Below are 18,534 nucleotides of genomic sequence, written 5' to 3' on the forward strand. Positions count from 1 at the left end.
TGCGAGGCACGAAGCAGTCTCTATGATTTATAAGGCATCATGATTTGTGCATCGGTGGAAACAAAACAAGGGCAACATTTTTCAATGCGCCCTTGCAACCTTAAACTCACTACCCAAATGGGTAATCAAACCATTGTATTATGAAACTACAATTTCTTTATGCTCATCTTTTGCTTTCTCTTTTTTGCCGATGGTAATATTCAATATTCCATTGATATACTCGGCGTTAATTTTTTCTGTATCAACTCCTTCTGGCAATACAAATGATCTTGCAAAAGAAAAATATTCAAACTCTTTGCGGGTATAATCTTTTTGTTGCTCGGTTTGCTCAGATTTTTTTTCTGCCCAAACAGACAATTGATCTTTTTTCAACTCTATCTTGAAATCTTCTTTGTTTAAACCTGGTGCAGCTAATTCAATTTTAAAATCTTCTGCAGTTTCCAAGATATTTACTGCGGGCATCTTACTTACACCATAGTTTTTATTTAAGGCATCGCTAAACAAAGAATCAAATACGTTGTTAAAGTATGGTGCCGTGTTCCTGGTTCTGTTGTTGAATTTTACTAAGCTCATTTTTATATTCCTCCGTAATTTTTTAATTTTTTTATAGATAATTATCCTTATTCAAACCACATTCCAATCCGAAAAAATATGATATTTAAGACATTTTGGCGTAAAAAAGAAAAATTAGAAGACAAAAAGGCAGTTATGGGAGCCAAAACGGACATTTTTAAATATAGAACTGATTTGGAAATGCGCTTTACAGATCTGGATATGATGGGGCACGTAAACAATGCAATGTATTTTACCTATATGGAAATTGGCCGCACCAAGTATTGGACACAGGCCATTCAGTGGGATTGGAAAAAGACTGGCGTAGTGATTGGCCAAGCTAGTATTACCTACCTGAAACCATTGCATTTGGGAGATAAAATCAGTATTTACGTGCGTACTTCGCGTATTGGTAACACCAGCTTTGATTTAGAATACATGATGGTTAAAACTGTTAACGGCGAAGAGATACTTTGCAGTAAGGGAAAAACCGTGTGCGTAGTGTACGATTATGAAACTAAAAGCCCTGTTAAAATACCGGATAGGGAGCGTAATAAAATGATCGAATTCGAGCAGTTGTAAGCAAGCGTTTAATCTGCCTTGTAACTCAGTTCAACAAAAGAATGCCCTATTTGGCCGGGCATTGGCGGATTAAGTTTCCTGATGCCAACTTTTGCGGACAGCAGAAAAGGATAATTGCTTTTGATCTCTTCCAGGATATGATAAACAACTGTTTCCAATAGCTTCTGGGTTTTTCCCATTTCTTTGATTATGATATGGTTTAGGACTTCGTAGTTAACCGTTTTCTCTAGGTTCTCAGTGTCATCGTTGGGTTTAAAGGTCACTTCGGCATCTACAAGAAAATTGCATCCAATTAAGTGTTCTTCTGGATAAAAGCCATGAAAAGCGTGGCATCTTACATCTCTTAGTGCAACGGTTTGTGTGTACATTTCAACTTACAGTTTGATATCGCAATATTAGCTAAATTTTATTTAGGGATTAAGGTATTTTACTAACTTTGGACGACAACCATTGATAAACCATTAATCCACTAAACCTATTTAAAAATGAGTAAATCTGCGAAAAAGGACCTTTACGAAGCACCTGATTATTATTTGGTAGACGAACTTTTATCCCAAGAGCATTTATTGATCCGTTCAACAGTGAGAGACTGGGTAAAAAAAGAAGTAAGTCCAATTATTGAAGATTATGCGCAACGAGCTGAGTTTCCTAGGCAACTTATTAAAGGTTTAGGTGAAATTGGTGCTTTTGGCCCAACTATTCCGGTAGAATATGGCGGGGCAGGCCTCGATTACACCGCTTATGGGATCATCATGCAGGAAATTGAACGTGGAGATTCTGGTGTCCGCTCTACAGCTTCTGTGCAGGGTTCTTTGGTAATGTACCCCATTTACACCTACGGAACCGAAGCGCAACGTAAAAAGTACTTGCCTAAACTGGCTACTGGTGAGTTGATGGGTTGTTTTGGCCTAACCGAACCTGATCATGGCTCAAATCCTGGTGGCATGGTGAGCAACATTAAGGACATGGGCGATCACTACCTGTTAAATGGTGCTAAAATGTGGATTTCTAATGCTCCTTTTGCAGATATCGCCGTGGTTTGGGCTAAAGATGAAGAAGGAAAAATCAGAGGAATGGTGCTGGAGCGTGGTATGGAAGGTTTTACAACCCCTGAAACGCATAACAAATGGAGCTTAAGAGCATCGGCCACTGGCGAGTTGGTATTTGATAACGTAAAAGTGCCTAAAGAAAACGTATTTCCAGACATAAAGGGCTTAAAAGGTCCATTAGGATGTTTAAACCAAGCTCGCTATGGTATTGCCTGGGGTGCTTTGGGTGCGGCCATGGATTGCTATGACACGGCTTTGCGCTATTCGAAAGAACGCGTTCAGTTTGGTAAACCTATTGGTGGTTTTCAGTTGCAACAGAAAAAACTTGCCGAAATGATTACCGAGATTACCAAAGGACAGTTACTGGTTTGGCGTTTAGGCCAATTAAAAAGTGAAAACAGGGCTTCGGCCGAGCAGATTTCGATGGCTAAACGTAATAGCGTGGAGATTGCCTTGGACATTGCCCGTAATGCCCGCCAAATGCTAGGCGGTATGGGCATTACTGGTGAATACTCAATAATGCGCCACATGATGAACCTAGAATCAGTAGTGACTTATGAAGGTACACATGATGTACATTTGCTCATTACAGGTATGGATGTGACTGGAATTAATGCGTTTAAGTAGCATAATGTGGTCTCTTGATTAATTTTGGCAGTACAAGCTTGCAGTTTAAAAAAGTTTATAATTCAAATTCGAGATATAATCCACCACAATAACGGATCAGCATTTACAGAAGTAAAGGATTTTCATGATCATAGTCACAATATAAAAAGTACACTGTACCTAATAAATTAAGAAATTAATGACAAATTTGTCATCCTGTTAAAACCTAAAATCTAGTAAATCCCGATGAAGACGTTTAAAAAATATATCCTCCTACCCGCTCCTCCCGAAGAAGTTTATTTAGGTTTAACCAAAGCCCAAAGCATTCAATTGTGGACGGGCGCCGAAGTAGAGTTTGTAGAAGAAGTAGGCACGGAATTTTCCTTGTGGGAAGGCGATATCGTAGGCAAAAACTTAGAGCTTGATCCAGGAAAGAAAATAGTACAGCAATGGTACTTTGGCGAGGAAAATGAACCTTCTATCGTAACGATCAAACTACACCCTGATAAAAAAGGCACTTCTTTGGAATTTGTACAAACCAATATTCCTGACGAAGATTTCGAGGAATTTACCGCAGGTATCAACGAATACTACCTTGGCGGCTTAGCTGATTTCTTTGAACTGGAGTACTAATAGAGGTTAAAGGTACCTGCGTAACATACTGAAAAACCATGACAAAGGACGAAATTTTAAACTTGGAGCATAGACTTTATCAAGCCATTAAAGAAAGTGATGTGCAGGTACTTGACGAATTGCTACATGAAAATCTACTTTTTGTTAGCCCAGGTGGAGATGTAGTAACGAAAGAAATCGACCTAAACACTTATCGCAATGGCGACCTCAATATAAATGAGCTTACGCCTACGGTCGAAAACCTAAACATTATTGATGATATGGCAGTAATTACCTTGACCATAGCATTAAAAGGAAGCTACAAGGAACAGCCTTTTGGCGCTAAATATCGTTACATCCGATTTTGGAAAGAATTTCCCAGTGGTATTAAAGTGATTGGCGGAAGCGGAACTCGAATCGGAGCTTAATTCCCCATAAGGGTTTGCCTATAACAAAATTATTGAACTGGTTAATACACCTACTAAAGGCAAAGAAACGAGCTTTTAAAACAATTTCCTTTTAATACTGTTCCCTAAATAAAATCAAATATCATGGGAAAATCATTAGGCGTTGTATTAATTGTAGTTGGATTAATCATGCTCGTATGGAGCGGTTTTACCTACACCAAAAAGGAAAAAATTATTGATGCCGGTGCTATCCAAATTAGTGCAGACAAACAGGAAACTGTAAACTGGCCGCCCTATGTAGGGGCAATTGCGATGGTTGCTGGAGTAGTGATTTATGTTGCTGCTAAGCGTAGGCAATAAAAAATGCAAAATTCTTGCCTTAATCCCCTAATTCCTTAATGGTTTTTATTTAAGCTATAACAAAACTCCATTTTATTTTGAACCATTAAGAGATTAAATTCCATAGCAGCATGGTTTAATTTCTTAATGGTTTTCTATCTATCTAATTAAGATGAAGCAACATCATCGCTAGTCACCGTTACAATCGCATCACGCAAATTGTAGTTAGAGGCCATCACCTCTCCATAAGCACCAGTACTTCTAATCGCAATCAAATCGTTTCTAAAAGTTTCCGGTAAAGCCACTTCTTTTCCAAAGCAGTCGGTACTTTCGCAAATCGGTCCCACTACATCGTATTTAACAGAACTTGATTTTTGGCTCAAATTCTCAATCTGGTGATAAGCTTGGTAAAGTGCTGGACGCATCAATTCAGTCATGCCGGCATCCAATACAATGAAGTTCTTTTTCTTGCCATTTTTTACATAAAGCACGCGGCTAATCAACGATGATGATTGACCTACCAGTGCCCTACCCAGTTCAAAATGCACTTCTTGATGAGGTTTGATGTCCAAGAAATCCGCGAAAATCTTGAAATAAGCTTCAAAGTCAGGGATTTGGGCATTTGGATGATGATAATCAATCCCCAAACCACCGCCAACATTCAGTACTTTAACCGTAAAGCCTTTATCCTCAAACCAAGCGGCAAATTCATTTACACGCACGCAAAGGTTTTTGTAAACGTCTAAATTGGTGATCTGCGAGCCAATATGGAAATGGATCCCCACAAACTCCAAATGAGTTGAGGCATTCAAAATTTCCGCCGCCGCAGGCATATCCCACGAGTTGATCCCGAATTTATTTTCATCCAAACCAGTGGTAATGTTCGCATGGGTATGCGCATCAACGTTCGGATTGATACGGATAGCCACTTTCGCTATTTTCTGTTTCTTTTCGGCCAAATCGTTAATCACCTGCAATTCTTGCAACGACTCCACGTTAAAGCAAAAAATATCCTGGTCTAGGGCATAATTAATTTCCTTATCCGATTTACCCACGCCTGCAAAAACCACTTTGTTTTTAGCAAAACCACTTTCAATCGCTTTCCTTACTTCGCCACCACTCACGCAATCAGCGCCAAAGCCAGTTGCATTAATTTGTGCCAACACTTTATCGTTAAAGTTGGCTTTCATGGCGTAGTGCACATGAAAATTATAGGTATTTGCCGCATTACTACAAGTTTTTAACGTGTTACGCAACAAGTTAAGGTCGTAATAATAAAATGGCGTTTCTAAATTCGAAAAATGTGCTATATCTTTATCCGAAAACATAATCTTGAAATTTATACTCATCCTCTTCCTCGCCTTTTTAGGTTTTATCTATGCGGGCAACTACATCGACTACCGTCAAGGCAATATTAGCCGCCGAGAATTTGAAAGAAGAGTTCGTATCTCAATTGTACTGATATTAATCGTTATTTTTATCTATTTCTACTATCGCTAAACTATTTTGAAAAGCAAAGCAGTAGTAATTATTTACGTCAGTCCTGCTTTTCGCTGCAATCTTTTTGTCCCAACTAAGTCATCCTCAGCTCGTGAGGATCTATTTCATAGCCATTTTTACCGCGTATGTACGGTCCTTATCAACAAAAAGTATTTACGCTTCAATCAGGTTTAACTAACCCGTTTCAGTTTTCCAAACAAACTTTTGTATGTACGTCATTTCAAATATGGTGTAGCCCCGAATTTTTGGAAGAGAAATCTTTAAACTAATTTAATCCAAAGATTTCTCCATTTCGCTACGCTTCAGTCGAAATGACGACCGACTCAAAGTCCTAAAGCTTATTCAAAAATCCTGTTGTGCAGGCTTCTTAATGCTTCAACCTTATCTTCAGTTTTTACCAATAAAGAAATGTTGTAAGCACTACCACCGTACGAAATCATCCTTACCGGAATATGTTTAATTGAATCTAATACTTTTGCCGCAAAACCATGTTTCTCGGCACCAAAATCACCTACCACGCAAACAATGGTTTGGTCTCTGTCCAGCTCAACGCTACCAAAAGAGTTTAGTTCCTCTACAATTTTATCCAGGTTGTCTGTAAAATCAATGGTTAAAGACACCGCAACCTCCGAAGTAGTGATCATGTCAATTGGCGTTTTGTAACGCTCAAAAACCTCAAATACCTTGCGTAAAAACCCGTAAGCCAATAACATTCGGCTCGATTGGATTTTAATCGCCGTGATACCGTCTTTAGCAGCGATAGATTTGATTTTTCCTTTTTCGCTATCTGCACTAATGACCGTTCCCAGGGCTTTTGGCTCCATGGTATTTAGCAAACGCACAGGGATTTTATATTTCTGTGCAGGAAATACCGATTGTGGATGCAAAATTTTGGCACCAAAGTAAGCCAACTCGGCAGCCTCATCAAATGACAAGTGGGAAATAGGTTTGGTACCTTTCACCACACGAGGGTCGTTATTGTGCATGCCATCAATGTCCGTCCAAATTTGAACTTCATCCGCTAAAATAGCTGCCCCCAACAATGAAGCGGTATAATCGCTACCCCCACGACGCAAGTTATCTACTTCACCAAAGCTGTTTCTGCAAATGAAACCTTGAGTGATAAACAACTTGTTTTCAGGATTTGACTCCAAAATCGGCATTAAATTCTCTGTTGTATAGGGAATTACAGGTTCGTTATCCTCATCAATTTTCATAAAATCTAAAGCGGGCAACAATACCGAAGGCACGCCAATTGATTTTAAGTAAACATGGTAAAGCGTGGTCGACAATAATTCGCCCTGCGCCAAAACCACTCTATCCTCAATAGCGGTAAAAACGTTGTTAGCCAAAGAAAGCAGGAAGTTGAAATGATAATCTACCACTTCTTGGCCTTGCTCCCTAAACTCGCCAGCTGGCAAAAGTTCTACAACAAAATCATTGTACTTCTCTTGTAAAGCTTTAATTAATTCAGTGCCCTTCTTCTTGTCCTCCTTCAGTAACGCATTTGAGATTTCAACCAAACTATTTGTAGTTCCAGACACAGCTGACAATACTACAATCTGTCTTTCTGATGGATCGATGATATCCAACAGTTTTTTCATACGTTCTGGGCTACCAACCGAGGTACCACCGAATTTTAAAATTTTCATTTTTGAGTTATAGAATATAGAATTTTGTTATAATTGTAACGGGGCGTGAAAATAAATAAAAGACTGTTAATTTTAGTCAAAGTATCGAAATAAAATGCGGTTTTTTTAATTTTGACCCAACCCTACCGAATATTATTTGTTTCTCCTATCGACATTAACCCTAATTTAATATGCAGTTAGATCCACAAACGCAAACAACCATACAAGCGTGGCTTGACGGAAATTACGACGAAATTACCAAATCAGATATTCAAAAATTGTTAGACCAAGGAGCTTATACCGAGCTTACCGATGCGTTTTACAGAAACTTGGAATTTGGCACGGGCGGTTTACGTGGCATTATGGGCGCTGGCTCCAACCGAATTAACAAATATACCATTGGAACAGCTACCCAAGGGTTGGCCAATTATTTATTAAAGAAATACCCGAGTGAGAAGATTTGTGTAGCCATTGCGCACGACAGCCGAAATAACTCCGACGTATTTGCTAAAATCACGGCGGATGTATTTTCTGCCAACGGCATTAAGGTTTATTTCTTTTCGGCCTTACGCCCAACGCCAGAGCTTTCTTTTGCCATTCGCGAACTGGGCTGCAAAAGTGGGGTAATGCTAACCGCTTCGCACAATCCTAAGGAATATAATGGTTATAAAGCTTACGGCGCAGATGGCGGCCAGTTTACCTCTCCTGATGATAAAATGGTGATGGACGAAGTAGCGGCTATCCAAAGTATAGATGAGGTGAAGTTTGATAGGATTGATAGCAATATTGACCTGATTGGTGAAGACATTGATCAAAAATACCTGAATAAAATCACGGCCCTCTCGGTATCTCCCGATGCCATTGAAAGGCAGAAAAACCTGAAAATTGTTTACTCTCCTATTCACGGTACGGGCATTACTTTAGTGCCAAAGGCTTTAGAGCAATTCGGTTTTACCAATGTAACTATTGTAGAAGAACAAAGTAAACCTGATGGAAATTTCCCTACGGTGGTTTATCCAAATCCAGAAGAAAAGGAAGCTTTAACCTTGGCGCTTAAAAAAGCACAGGAAATTGATGCTGATTTGGTTTTAGCCACAGATCCAGATGCAGACCGTGTAGGTATTGCGGTAAAAAATACAGATGGTGAATTTGTGCTTTTAAACGGTAACCAAACGGGAAGCTTATTGGTGAACTACATGTTAACTGCTTGGCAAGAAAAAGGTAAATTAACTGGAAATGAATATGTAGTAAGTACCATTGTAACCACCAGTTTAATTAAGGCCATTTGTAAAGAAAAAGGTGTTGAATATTTTGAAACGCTTACTGGCTTTAAATGGATTGGTAAAGTAATGACCGAGCTTTTAGGTAAAAAGACCTTTATTGTGGGGGGTGAAGAAAGTTACGGTTACTTGGTTGGCGATTTAGTGCGTGATAAGGATGCTGTGATTTCGTGTGCTTTTATTGCCGAAATGACCGCGTTTTACAAAGACAAAGGCAGTAGTTTATTTGAAGCCATGATTGAAATGTACGTGAAATACGGCATGTACAAAGAAGATTTAGTGGCCATTACCAAGAAAGGAAAAACAGGTGCCGAGGAAATTAAAGCGATGATGGAGAAGTTTAGAAACAACCCTCCTGCTAAGCTTGGCGGTTCTGCCGTAGTAACCTTAAAGGACTACGAACTAAATAAAGAAACCGACATTAAATCGGGTAGCACTAAAGCACTAGGTTTCCCTAAATCAGATGTATTGCAATTTATTACAGAAGATGGTAGCATCATTTCTGCACGCCCAAGTGGTACCGAACCTAAAATCAAATTCTATTGCAGTGTAAATGAGCCTTTGGCTAATAAAGATGATTTTAAAGCGACTGAGCTGAAGTTGAACGAAAAAATTAAAACCATTATGCAGGATTTGCAGGCATAAACCAGTTGGGTTTAGGACGAAAGCAATCCTAAACCCAATTTAACAGCTCTTTGGTAATGAAAAGGCTTATCTACATATTTCTTTTCTTCATTCTTTTCAAAATTGGGCATATCCAAGCGCAAAATCCCATCCGTAACTACACCGTTAATTATGGATACCTGAACATAAAAGGGCAACAGTTGGTTGTTCTCCGGAAATTTCACCAAGCTGGCAAAACCAAGTATTTTGCAGTTAATGTGAATAGTTTGCAAACGTTGCTGGTTGACTCCATGGCCGTTTTTGTAAAAGCTACTACTTGGGCGCAGTTAGGTAATGTTTTTTCTAAAACACCCTATTTCAAGGCCATTGCCAAAGCCAATGCCCAATCGTTCAGTTTACAAGATGCGGGCCTCATACACGGCTTTCCAAAAGAACAGGGTATTACCTTAACCATTGATTTATGTCCTTCGCATAAACCTTTAGACAGGAGCATCTTTTCTTCGTTAATTTCGGCTTATGCGAAAATTGAACAACCAGTACCTGTGGCCCTATCTATTTCGGGGAAATTTCTGCTTACCCATCAAAATGACATCAACTGGTTGAAGCAGTTGGAAGATAGCGGAGAAATTAAAATTACCTGGATTAATCATACGTTTACCCATTATTACAATCCAAAAGAGCCTTTGGCAGATAATTTTTTGTTGAAACCCGGCACTAACATTTCATACGAAGTATTGGCTTTAGAAAAGGCGTTATTGAGCAATGGTTTCATGCCCTCTGTATTTTTCAGGTTCCCAGGGTTGGTTTCAGATAATGTGATAGTTCAAATGATTACTAATTTTGGTTTAATTCCTATAGGTAGCGATGCTTGGTTGGCCAAAGGTCAGGCGGCAAATAATGGTAGTGTGGTATTAATTCATGGCAATGGCAACGAACCTTTAGGTGTACAGGATTTTATTAAGCTGTTGAACCGTAATAAAAACAAGGTTTTGAAACAGCAATGGCTGATGTATGATTTGGGAGAAACAGTAAAGGATGAATTTCAGTAAAGCTGATTAAAACGTAAGCGGTCATGCTGAGTTTGTCGAAGCATCTGCAAGTGATTAAACAAATCCTCCGGCGAGTTAGGGAACGCCTATGAGGCTTAAAAAAACAAAAAAAGATATAAACAGCGCTTGTTTTCAGATTATCATTTGTAGGTCAGCACATTGCTGCCTCAAAAAATATATTATCAACAGCGCAGAAACAACGGCAATATTTTCTTACCTTTGTATCCCGTACAAAAAGCAACAAAATGTATTTGTTGCACCAAAAATTCATTCATGACTAAGTATATTTTTGTTACGGGCGGTGTTACTTCCTCATTAGGAAAAGGCATCATCTCCGCTTCTTTAGCTAAACTTTTACAGGCCAGGGGTTACCGCGTAACCATCCAAAAATTCGATCCATATATCAATATCGATCCGGGAACTTTGAACCCTTATGAGCACGGCGAATGTTTTGTTACCGAAGATGGCGCAGAAACAGATTTGGATTTGGGGCATTATGAGCGTTTCTTGAATGTGCCCACTTCACAAGCAAACAACATTACTACGGGTCGTATTTACCAAAATGTCATCAACAAAGAGCGTCAAGGTGAATTTTTAGGGAAAACAGTACAGGTTGTACCACACATTACCGATGAAATTAAGCGCAACATGCGTATTTTGGGCGAAAGCGGCGACTATGACATCGTGATCACTGAAATTGGCGGAACTGTTGGCGATATCGAATCATTACCGTTTGTAGAAGCTGTGCGTCAGTTTAAATGGGAAGAAGGTAACAACAATGCCATTGTGATCCACTTAACCTTGGTGCCGTTTTTAGCCGCCGCAGGTGAATTGAAAACCAAGCCAACGCAACACTCTGTTAAAGCATTATTGGAATATGGTATCCAACCAGATATTTTGGTGTGCAGAACAGAACACCATATCAGTCAGGATATTAGAAGAAAAATTGCCCTGTTTTGTAACGTTAACATCAACGCAGTAGTCGAATCGATGGATGCATCAACGATTTATGATGTGCCTTTGTTGATGTATAAAGAGCAGTTGGATAAAACGGTATTGAGTAAATTAAAACTTCCTACCAAGGCCGAGCCTGATATGGAAAGCTGGAAAGATTTCTTAGGTCGTTTGAAAAATCCAACTTCGGAAGTGAGAATTGGCTTGGTGGGTAAATACGTTGAATTGCCAGATGCATATAAGTCTATTACAGAAGCATTTATTCATGCTGGTGCAAAAAACGAATGTAAGGTTCGCGTAGAATATATTCCTTCGGAGAGTATCTATGCCGAGAATGTAAAAGAAAAATTGGGCCATTTAGATGGCGTATTGGTGGCTCCAGGATTTGGTAGCCGTGGTATTGAAGGTAAAATTGATGCCATTAAATATGTAAGGGAAAACAACGTACCTTTCTTTGGTATTTGTTTGGGCATGCAGTGCTGTGTAATTGAATTTGGTAGAAACGTGTTAGGTTTAACTCATGCCAATACTACTGAAATCGATGAAAATGCCCCTCATCCAGTAATTAACATGATGGAAGAGCAAAAAAGCATTACTACTAAAGGCGGTACCATGCGTTTGGGAGCTTATCCTTGCGATGTTAAAAAAGGTACAAAAGCCTATGCCGCTTATGGTAAGCAACATATCTCTGAAAGACACCGTCATCGTTATGAGTTCAATAACAAGTATTTAGAGCAATATGAAGCAGCTGGAATGATTGCTTCGGGGGTTAATCCGGAGAGTAATTTAGTGGAAATTGTAGAATTGAAAAACCATCCTTTTTTCGTTGGTGGACAGTTTCACCCAGAATTAAAATCGACAGTTGCTAATCCTCACCCACTTTTTATTAAATTTGTCGCCGCTGCAATGGAGCATGCGAAAAAGAAAACGAATTAATAGTCGTATCAAAACAATATAATGGATAAAAATACCTTCACGGGGCTGTTCCTGATTATGATTATTTTGGCTGCTGGTGTGTTCTTTATGAGACCATCAGAAGCTGAAGTTAAAAGAGAACAACAGGTTCAGGACTCGATTAAAAGAGCAGGCACTAAGGCGGCCAACAATCAAGCAAAATCACAGACGCTTAATGCTGCAGCTGCCCCAGCGGTAGACTCAGCTGCTTTAAAAGGCCCTTTTGGTGGCAACATCAATGGAACTGAGCAAACCACTACCTTAGAAAATGAAAACCTAAAAGTTACTTTTAGCAACTTAGGTGGTAAAATTCAGTCGGTAGAAGTTAAAAATGAAGAAACTTATGGTAAACAACCTGTGGTTTTGTTCAGCGGTAACCAAAATAAATTTGGTTTAAAACTAAACATCAACGGGAAAATTGTTAACACGAACGATTTATATTTCACCGCTACCAAAACTGGCAACGGCCTTACCATGCGTGCCAACTACAGTGCCGATAAATATGTAGATTTTATTTATACCATTCCAGCTAATACTTATAACGTAGATTTTAACATCAACCTGAATGGTTTAAACCAAATATTGCAAGGAAATAACGTTGCTTTAAATTGGGAAACTACCTTATTGCAGCAAGAAAAAGATGCTAAAAAAGAGCAGGAACATTCAGGTCCCTACTTTAAATATACAGAAGAAACTCCTGACCATTTGAACCTTCATAAGGATGAGAAAAAAGATCTTGCAGAAGGTAAAATTGAGTGGTTCTCCTTTAAACAGCACTTTTTTACTTCGGTATTAATTCCTGCAGTACCTTTTGAAAAAGGAGATTTAGAAGTTAAAGTAGCTACTGAGCCCGGAAAAATCAAATGGTACAATGCAAACATGCAATTGCCGTTTAACCAATTAGCTGCTCAAAACTATAGCTTCAAGTTTTATTTCGGTACCAATAAGTTCAATATCTTGAAAGATCAAGGTCATGAACTGGAGAAACAAATTGACTTGGGTTATTGGCCATTGAAATACATCAACCGTTTTGTGGTATTGCCTGTATTTAACTTCCTGGAAGGTTTTGGATGGGGATATGGCCTGATTATTTTGGTATTGACCATTCTTTTGAAACTTGCCATGTCGCCGTTAACCTATAAATCTTATGTTTCTATGGCGAAAATGAGGGTTTTAAAACCTGAAATGGACGAGATTAAGGCAAAAGTTGGCGAAGACAACCCTACCCTTTTACAACAGGAATATTTGAAGCTGTACAAACAAGTGGGCGTTAATCCATTAGGTGGCTGTTTGCCAATGTTGCTACAGTTGCCCTTTGTAATGGCTTTCTTCTTTTTCTTTCCTAACTTGTTTGAGTTAAGAGGTGAAAGTTTCCTTTGGATGAAAGACCTTTCTACTTATGACAATTTCATCAATTTTGGTTTTAACGTTCCTTTCATTGGCGATCACTTAAGTTTGATGTGTATTTTGATGACCATTTCTACATTGATCTACACTTATTTTAACAACCAAATTTCCGGTGCTACCGGTCAAATGAAATACATTGGTTACATTATGCCAATCATTTTCTTAGGAGTGTTAAACAGCTACCCTTCTGGTTTGAACTACTACTATTTCTTAGCAAACATGTTGACTTTCTTGCAACAGTTTATCATTAGAAAAATGGTGAATGACGATAAAATTCACGCTATTTTACAGGATAACAAGGCTAAGCCGAAAGTAGAGAAAAAGAAATCTGGTTTCCAAGCTCGTTTAGAAGACTATATGCGTCAACAACAGCAACAAGCAAATCAGAAAAAGAAATAAGAACATCACAACAAAACAAATCAATGAAGATCCCACCTAGGTGGGATTTTTTTTTGAATAGTGAACAGGAATATCTTCCTTTAATATTGTATCTTGATTACTCCCAATGGACCAAATTCAATTAAAACAGCACGTTTGTATTTAAGATCAATAACACCTAGGTTGGGAGGTCATCTGTGCAAACCTGAAGCCCCAATTGTTACGCATTGCTCAAACTGGATTGGGATGGCGTTTACTAGCAATCTGCAGTAGCCATATTCTTATTTAGTTTATCAAATGGCATCCATCACGTGCTTTGTAAAATTTACCTTAACATTTGTTTAAAGGCACTTTTATTATCATTTTTAACTTAAATTAACCAACAAATTAAACTGACTTTTTAAAAATAAGATGCAAAAGAAACTTTTTTTGTTTTTTGTGCTATTCAGCAGTGCTGTATATGCGCAAAAAAAGCCTTTAGATCATAGCGTTTATGATGGATGGGAATCTGTGGGGAACAAGCAGCTGTCAAACAATGGTGTGTGGGCGGCCTATGCCATTAACCCGCAGGAAGGTGACGGTAATTATTACTTCCAGGAAACGGTTGCGCCTAGTGGACGTAAAATAAAAGTACCTCGAGGTACAAATCTCACTTTTAGCAGCGACTCCAAATTTGCGGCACTGGCTATCAAACCGCTTTTTAAAGAGGTTAGAATGGCCAAAATCAAAAAGAAAAAACCAGAGGAGCAAATAAAAGATACTTTGGCCATTATAAATTTTGCGGCGCTAAGCGTTAATAAAATACCTCGGGTAAAATCGTTTGCTTTTCCTGATAATGGTGCATCAATAATTGCCTATAACCTGGAGAAACCTTTAGATACTGCTAAAAAGGCCAGACCATCTGCGCCGCCAATTGAACAGAAAAATGATATGGATCGGTTTTTCGCAGATGATGCCCCTGGTACCGGAGCCGCCGCTAAAGAAGGTTCTGATTTAATCGTAAAAAACCTGATTACCGGTGTAGAAAGAACCTACAAGTACGTAACCGACTATACATTTAGTAAAAATGGTAAGCTGTTGGTTTTTGCTGCTTCGGGTTCTAAAAAAGATGCAGCAGCTAAGCACGGCGTATTTTTATTGGATACCGAAAAATGGACTTTGAAAACCTTAGTTAAGGATAAAGGTAATTTTAAGGGTTTCATTTTCGATGAAGATAGTGAGCACCTGGCCTTTTTAGGCGAAACAGATCCCGAGAAGAAAGAAATTAAGGATTACAACATCTACTACAATTCGCTTACCTTGGACACCGCCCAAATTTTGGTAGATAATGAAATTGCGGGCCTGCCTAATAAGTATGTAGTAAGCGGCGATGGAAGAATTAACTTTAGTAAAGACGGCTCGAAGCTATTTTTCGGCATAGCTCCTGTCAAAAAGCCAAAAGATACCTCTTTGGTAGATTTTGAAAATGCTAAGCTCGACATTTGGGGATATAAAGACGATTATTTACAAACCGTACAGCTTAAAAATGCTGACAGGGAGTCTAAAAGGACCTATCTATCCGTGATTGATGTCTTTAGTCCCGATCCAAAAATTGTACCGTTAGCCGACGTTAAAATGCCCGAAGCCAGCTTGGTAAACGAAGGTGATGCTTCTTATGTACTGGCATCAACAGACTTTGGCAATCGTATTGCTTCTCAATGGACAGGCGGTACCAAAAGAGATTATTATTTGGTGGATATTAAAACGGGCAGCCGTAAAAAAATCATCGAAGGTTTAAATGGAAATGTTCAAGCATCGCCCAATGGCCAATACATTCTTTATTTCAACAAAGAAAATGGCAATTGGTACACTTACCAGGTAGCTACGGCCAAAGTAACTTTGTTGACCAACAATATGTCGGTAAAGTTTGCCGATGAAGAAAATGACGTTCCTGATTTCGCTAACAGCTATGGAATGGCAGGTTGGACCGAAGATGATAAATTGGTATTGATTAACGATCGATATGATGTTTGGGCCTTCTCTCCAGATGGAAAATCAGCTCCTAAAAATATCACCATTGGTTTTGGCCGTTCGAACAATATAACCCTTCGCATAGAAAGAGTTAGTATTGGCGGTGGATTGATGGGTATGAGAAATACTGGTGGTAACAGCAACGAGCGTTTTTTCAAAAAGAACGAGTTGCTGTATTTTGATGGTTTCAATAACGCCACCAAAGAAAATGGCATTTTCCGTAAAGCTATTAACGATAACAAGCTTCCTGAGCAACTGGTGATGGAGAAAGCCAAGTTCTCTGCATTATCCAAAGCCAAGGATGCGGATCTTTATATTTATGATAAAGGTAGCTACGTCAATTCTCCGGATGTTTACATTTCAAAAGATTTTAAAACGTCAACCAAATTAAGCAGTACCAATCCACAACAAGCTAATTACAATTGGGGAACTTCTGAATTGGTGAAATGGACTACGCCCAAGGGCTATAAATCGGAAGGTATCCTGTACAAACCTGAAAATTTTGATCCGAACAAGAAATATCCCATGATCGTATATTTTTATGAGAAACTTTCTGATGGATTGTACACTTATCAGGCCCCAGCCCCTACGCCTTCACGTTTGAACATACCTTTCTTTGTAAGCAATGGTTATTTGGTTTTCACCCCAGACATTAGCTATGAAGTTGGTCATCCAGGAAAATCAGCAGAAGAGTTTATCAATTCTGGAGTTGAATATCTGAAAAAGAACGCTTGGGTTGATGGTGCTAAAATTGGTATCCAAGGGCAAAGTTGGGGCGGTTACCAAGTGGCGCACCTAATTACGGTAACCAATATGTATGCCGCTGCTTGGGCAGGTGCACCTGTAGTAAACATGACTTCGGCTTATGGCGGGATTCGTTGGGAAAGTGGAATGAACCGACAGTTCCAATACGAAAAAACACAAAGCAGAATTGGGGCTACTTTATGGGAAAAACCCGAGTTATACATCCAAAACTCGCCCCTATTCAATTTCCCTAAGGTAAATACGCCTGTAGTGGTAATGGCAAACGATGCTGATGGAGCAGTGCCATGGTACCAAGGTATAGAAATGTTTACTGGTTTACGACGTTTGGGCAAGCCAGTGTGGTTGTTGAATTATAATAACGAAGCACACAACTTGGTGCAACGTCAAAATAGAAAGGATATCCAAATACGTGAGCAACAGTTTTTTGATTACTATTTGAAGGGTGCCAAAGCACCAGTTTGGATGGTGGGCGGTATCCCAGCCACTGAAAAAGGTAAAACTTGGGGATTTGAACTTACTGACGAAAAACCATAGTTAGTTTACAGTTAACAACTCACGAAATCGCCATTGCGAGGCAAGAAGCAATCTATCTATCGGAAAGATTATTTCTCCTAACCCGCAATGGCGATTTTTCTTTAACTTCGATTTCAAATGAATATCCAAACCATCCTAAGCAGTTACACAAGCTTTGCCGAAAAAGCACTAACCAACCGTTTTTTTAAACACCAAAACCTACTTCCGTTAATTAATCATTTACCTTCCGAATTTAAGGTGGCTATACTTGGCAACTCGGTAAAAGGTAACAGTGTCCAAGCTGTAAAATGGGGAAATGGCCAAACCAAAGTGATGTTGTGGAGCCAAATGCATGGCGATGAAGCTACTGGAACTATGGCCCTTTTTGATTTGTTCAACTTCCTGCAACAGGATCATGAAGCAGTGAAATTGCTTAGTGAAAATTGCGAACTGTTAATGATTCCCATGGTAAATCCAGATGGGGCCGCAGTGTTTACTCGCAGAAATGCACAGCAAATTGACATCAACAGGGATTTTTTACAAACGGTTACACCAGAAGCAAAAATATTGAAGCAAGCAAGAAATGATTTTGACCCTGATTTTGGTTTTAATTTGCATGATCAGACAACGCTTTGGAGTGTAGATGGAACCTTAAAACCGGCTACGCTTTCCTATTTGGCACCGGCTTACGATAAGGCCCTTTCCGTAAATCAAACCCGCAAAAATGCCATGTTGGTAATTGCGGATATGTTTAAGGAGCTTAACCCATTACTGCCTCAACATATTGCGCTTTTTGATGATGAATATGAGCCTCGGGCCTTTGGAGATAATTTCCAACGAGCGGGAACTTCGACCATTTTAATTGAAGCCGGAGGTTATTTAAACGATCCAGAAAAGCAGCAGATCAGAAAGTATTATTTTGCCTCTATCCTATCAGGACTGATTTCTATTGCGAACAGGAATTATGAAAAACAAAATACAGCGAATTACTTCGCAATTCCTCCAAACAACAAGCAAATTTTTCACATCCTTATCCATAACCTCGTTTTGCACGGCATTAAAGTGAGCGTAGGTATTAACTATGAGGAATGTCCAAATCAGGACGGGATGACCACCTGCAAATCGTACAGCATCCAAGATATTGGAGATTTGAGTTTCTGCGACGCTTATGAGGTTTATCATGCGGAGAATTGCGAATTAAATGGCGTAATAACTTTTAATGAAGCTGCTGACTTTGAGCTGCTAATGGATGAACAAATTATTTTAGCTTTTAAAAACGGAGAATTACTGCAAAAACACTAAATTCAACGCATAAATAAACA

The 18,534-nt window shown here is 39.0% G+C and carries 15 protein-coding genes; 11 read left to right on the forward strand and 4 right to left on the reverse strand.

Features of this window, described 5'->3' with window-relative positions; genetic code table 11:
- Positions 1–138 precede the first annotated feature (138 nt).
- Entirely contained in the window at positions 139–573 is a 435-nt protein-coding gene (locus DUT71_RS04450; protein ID WP_113661323.1) for an Hsp20/alpha crystallin family protein, read from the reverse strand.
- A 78-nt stretch (positions 574–651) separates the two neighbouring features.
- Here DUT71_RS04450 and DUT71_RS04455 point away from each other — a divergent pair, with 78 nt between their 5' ends.
- Positions 652–1,134, forward strand: coding sequence for an acyl-CoA thioesterase (locus DUT71_RS04455; protein ID WP_113661324.1), 483 nt, complete (start codon positions 652–654; stop codon positions 1,132–1,134).
- 8 nt (positions 1,135–1,142) lie between these two features.
- Here DUT71_RS04455 and DUT71_RS04460 read toward each other — a convergent pair whose 3' ends face one another.
- Positions 1,143–1,502 carry a dihydroneopterin aldolase gene (locus DUT71_RS04460; RefSeq protein WP_113661325.1) on the reverse strand — a complete coding sequence of 120 codons (360 nt, stop codon included), beginning with the start codon at positions 1,500–1,502 and terminating at the stop codon, positions 1,143–1,145.
- 117 nt (positions 1,503–1,619) lie between these two features.
- Between DUT71_RS04460 and DUT71_RS04465 the strand changes: the two genes are divergently transcribed.
- From DUT71_RS04465 to DUT71_RS04480, 4 genes are all read left to right on the forward strand, one after another.
- On the forward strand, positions 1,620–2,810 hold the full coding sequence (locus DUT71_RS04465) for an acyl-CoA dehydrogenase family protein (RefSeq protein ID WP_113661326.1): 1,191 nt from the start codon (positions 1,620–1,622) through the stop codon (positions 2,808–2,810).
- Between the two features lie 225 nt (positions 2,811–3,035).
- The gene (locus DUT71_RS04470; protein ID WP_113661327.1) at positions 3,036–3,422 is read left to right on the forward strand and encodes an SRPBCC domain-containing protein; all 387 of its coding nucleotides are present in this window, start codon (positions 3,036–3,038) and stop codon (positions 3,420–3,422) included.
- Between the two features lie 38 nt (positions 3,423–3,460).
- Positions 3,461–3,829, forward strand: coding sequence for a nuclear transport factor 2 family protein (locus DUT71_RS04475; protein WP_113661328.1), 369 nt, complete (start codon positions 3,461–3,463; stop codon positions 3,827–3,829).
- A gap of 123 nt (positions 3,830–3,952) precedes the next feature.
- On the forward strand, positions 3,953–4,168 hold the full coding sequence (locus DUT71_RS04480; RefSeq protein ID WP_113661329.1) for a hypothetical protein: 216 nt from the start codon (positions 3,953–3,955) through the stop codon (positions 4,166–4,168).
- Between the two features lie 146 nt (positions 4,169–4,314).
- Here DUT71_RS04480 and lysA read toward each other — a convergent pair whose 3' ends face one another.
- On the reverse strand, positions 4,315–5,475 hold the full coding sequence (gene lysA, locus DUT71_RS04485) for a diaminopimelate decarboxylase (RefSeq protein WP_113661330.1): 1,161 nt from the start codon (positions 5,473–5,475) through the stop codon (positions 4,315–4,317).
- Between the two features lie 510 nt (positions 5,476–5,985).
- Positions 5,986–7,299 (reverse strand): aspartate kinase, encoded by a 1,314-nt coding sequence (locus DUT71_RS04490; protein ID WP_113661331.1) that lies wholly within the window; start codon positions 7,297–7,299, stop codon positions 5,986–5,988.
- Between the two features lie 170 nt (positions 7,300–7,469).
- Between DUT71_RS04490 and DUT71_RS04495 the strand changes: the two genes are divergently transcribed.
- The 6 genes from DUT71_RS04495 (at position 7,470) to DUT71_RS04525 (ending at position 18,514) form a co-directional block, all read left to right on the forward strand.
- Positions 7,470–9,203 (forward strand): phospho-sugar mutase, encoded by a 1,734-nt coding sequence (locus DUT71_RS04495; protein WP_113661332.1) that lies wholly within the window; start codon positions 7,470–7,472, stop codon positions 9,201–9,203.
- A gap of 56 nt (positions 9,204–9,259) precedes the next feature.
- A complete protein-coding gene (locus tag DUT71_RS04505; RefSeq protein ID WP_162795942.1) occupies positions 9,260–10,231 on the forward strand; it encodes a polysaccharide deacetylase family protein in 972 nt (323 codons plus the stop codon).
- Between the two features lie 273 nt (positions 10,232–10,504).
- Positions 10,505–12,121 (forward strand): CTP synthase, encoded by a 1,617-nt coding sequence (locus DUT71_RS04510; protein ID WP_113661335.1) that lies wholly within the window; start codon positions 10,505–10,507, stop codon positions 12,119–12,121.
- A 21-nt stretch (positions 12,122–12,142) separates the two neighbouring features.
- On the forward strand, positions 12,143–13,945 hold the full coding sequence (yidC, locus tag DUT71_RS04515) for a membrane protein insertase YidC (RefSeq protein ID WP_113661336.1): 1,803 nt from the start codon (positions 12,143–12,145) through the stop codon (positions 13,943–13,945).
- Positions 13,946–14,335: 390 nt separating this feature from the next.
- A complete protein-coding gene (locus tag DUT71_RS04520) occupies positions 14,336–17,233 on the forward strand; it encodes a S9 family peptidase (protein ID WP_113661337.1) in 2,898 nt (965 codons plus the stop codon).
- A gap of 117 nt (positions 17,234–17,350) precedes the next feature.
- Positions 17,351–18,514 (forward strand): M14 family zinc carboxypeptidase, encoded by a 1,164-nt coding sequence (locus tag DUT71_RS04525; RefSeq protein WP_113661338.1) that lies wholly within the window; start codon positions 17,351–17,353, stop codon positions 18,512–18,514.
- Positions 18,515–18,534 lie beyond the last annotated feature (20 nt).

It is taken from the genome of Pedobacter nanyangensis (assembly GCF_003313505.1).
Taxonomy (GTDB): Bacteria; Bacteroidota; Bacteroidia; order Sphingobacteriales; family Sphingobacteriaceae; genus Pedobacter; species Pedobacter nanyangensis.

What these genes read in the sequence shown, in the direction of transcription:
- DUT71_RS04505 (WP_162795942.1), top strand. Translation starts at nt 9,260, where the DNA reads ATGAAAAGGCTTATCTACATATTTCTTTTCTTCATTCTTTTCAAAATT.
- DUT71_RS04525 (WP_113661338.1), top strand. Translation starts at nt 17,351, where the DNA reads ATGAATATCCAAACCATCCTAAGCAGTTACACAAGCTTTGCCGAAAAA.
- lysA (WP_113661330.1), bottom strand. Translation starts at nt 5,475, where the DNA reads ATGTTTTCGGATAAAGATATAGCACATTTTTCGAATTTAGAAACGCCA.
- yidC (WP_113661336.1), top strand. Translation starts at nt 12,143, where the DNA reads ATGGATAAAAATACCTTCACGGGGCTGTTCCTGATTATGATTATTTTG.
- DUT71_RS04475 (WP_113661328.1), top strand. Translation starts at nt 3,461, where the DNA reads ATGACAAAGGACGAAATTTTAAACTTGGAGCATAGACTTTATCAAGCC.
- DUT71_RS04495 (WP_113661332.1), top strand. Translation starts at nt 7,470, where the DNA reads ATGCAGTTAGATCCACAAACGCAAACAACCATACAAGCGTGGCTTGAC.
- DUT71_RS04460 (WP_113661325.1), bottom strand. Translation starts at nt 1,502, where the DNA reads ATGTACACACAAACCGTTGCACTAAGAGATGTAAGATGCCACGCTTTT.
- DUT71_RS04520 (WP_113661337.1), top strand. Translation starts at nt 14,336, where the DNA reads ATGCAAAAGAAACTTTTTTTGTTTTTTGTGCTATTCAGCAGTGCTGTA.
- DUT71_RS04470 (WP_113661327.1), top strand. Translation starts at nt 3,036, where the DNA reads ATGAAGACGTTTAAAAAATATATCCTCCTACCCGCTCCTCCCGAAGAA.
- DUT71_RS04490 (WP_113661331.1), bottom strand. Translation starts at nt 7,299, where the DNA reads ATGAAAATTTTAAAATTCGGTGGTACCTCGGTTGGTAGCCCAGAACGT.
- DUT71_RS04465 (WP_113661326.1), top strand. Translation starts at nt 1,620, where the DNA reads ATGAGTAAATCTGCGAAAAAGGACCTTTACGAAGCACCTGATTATTAT.
- DUT71_RS04480 (WP_113661329.1), top strand. Translation starts at nt 3,953, where the DNA reads ATGGGAAAATCATTAGGCGTTGTATTAATTGTAGTTGGATTAATCATG.
- DUT71_RS04510 (WP_113661335.1), top strand. Translation starts at nt 10,505, where the DNA reads ATGACTAAGTATATTTTTGTTACGGGCGGTGTTACTTCCTCATTAGGA.
- DUT71_RS04455 (WP_113661324.1), top strand. Translation starts at nt 652, where the DNA reads ATGATATTTAAGACATTTTGGCGTAAAAAAGAAAAATTAGAAGACAAA.
- DUT71_RS04450 (WP_113661323.1), bottom strand. Translation starts at nt 573, where the DNA reads ATGAGCTTAGTAAAATTCAACAACAGAACCAGGAACACGGCACCATAC.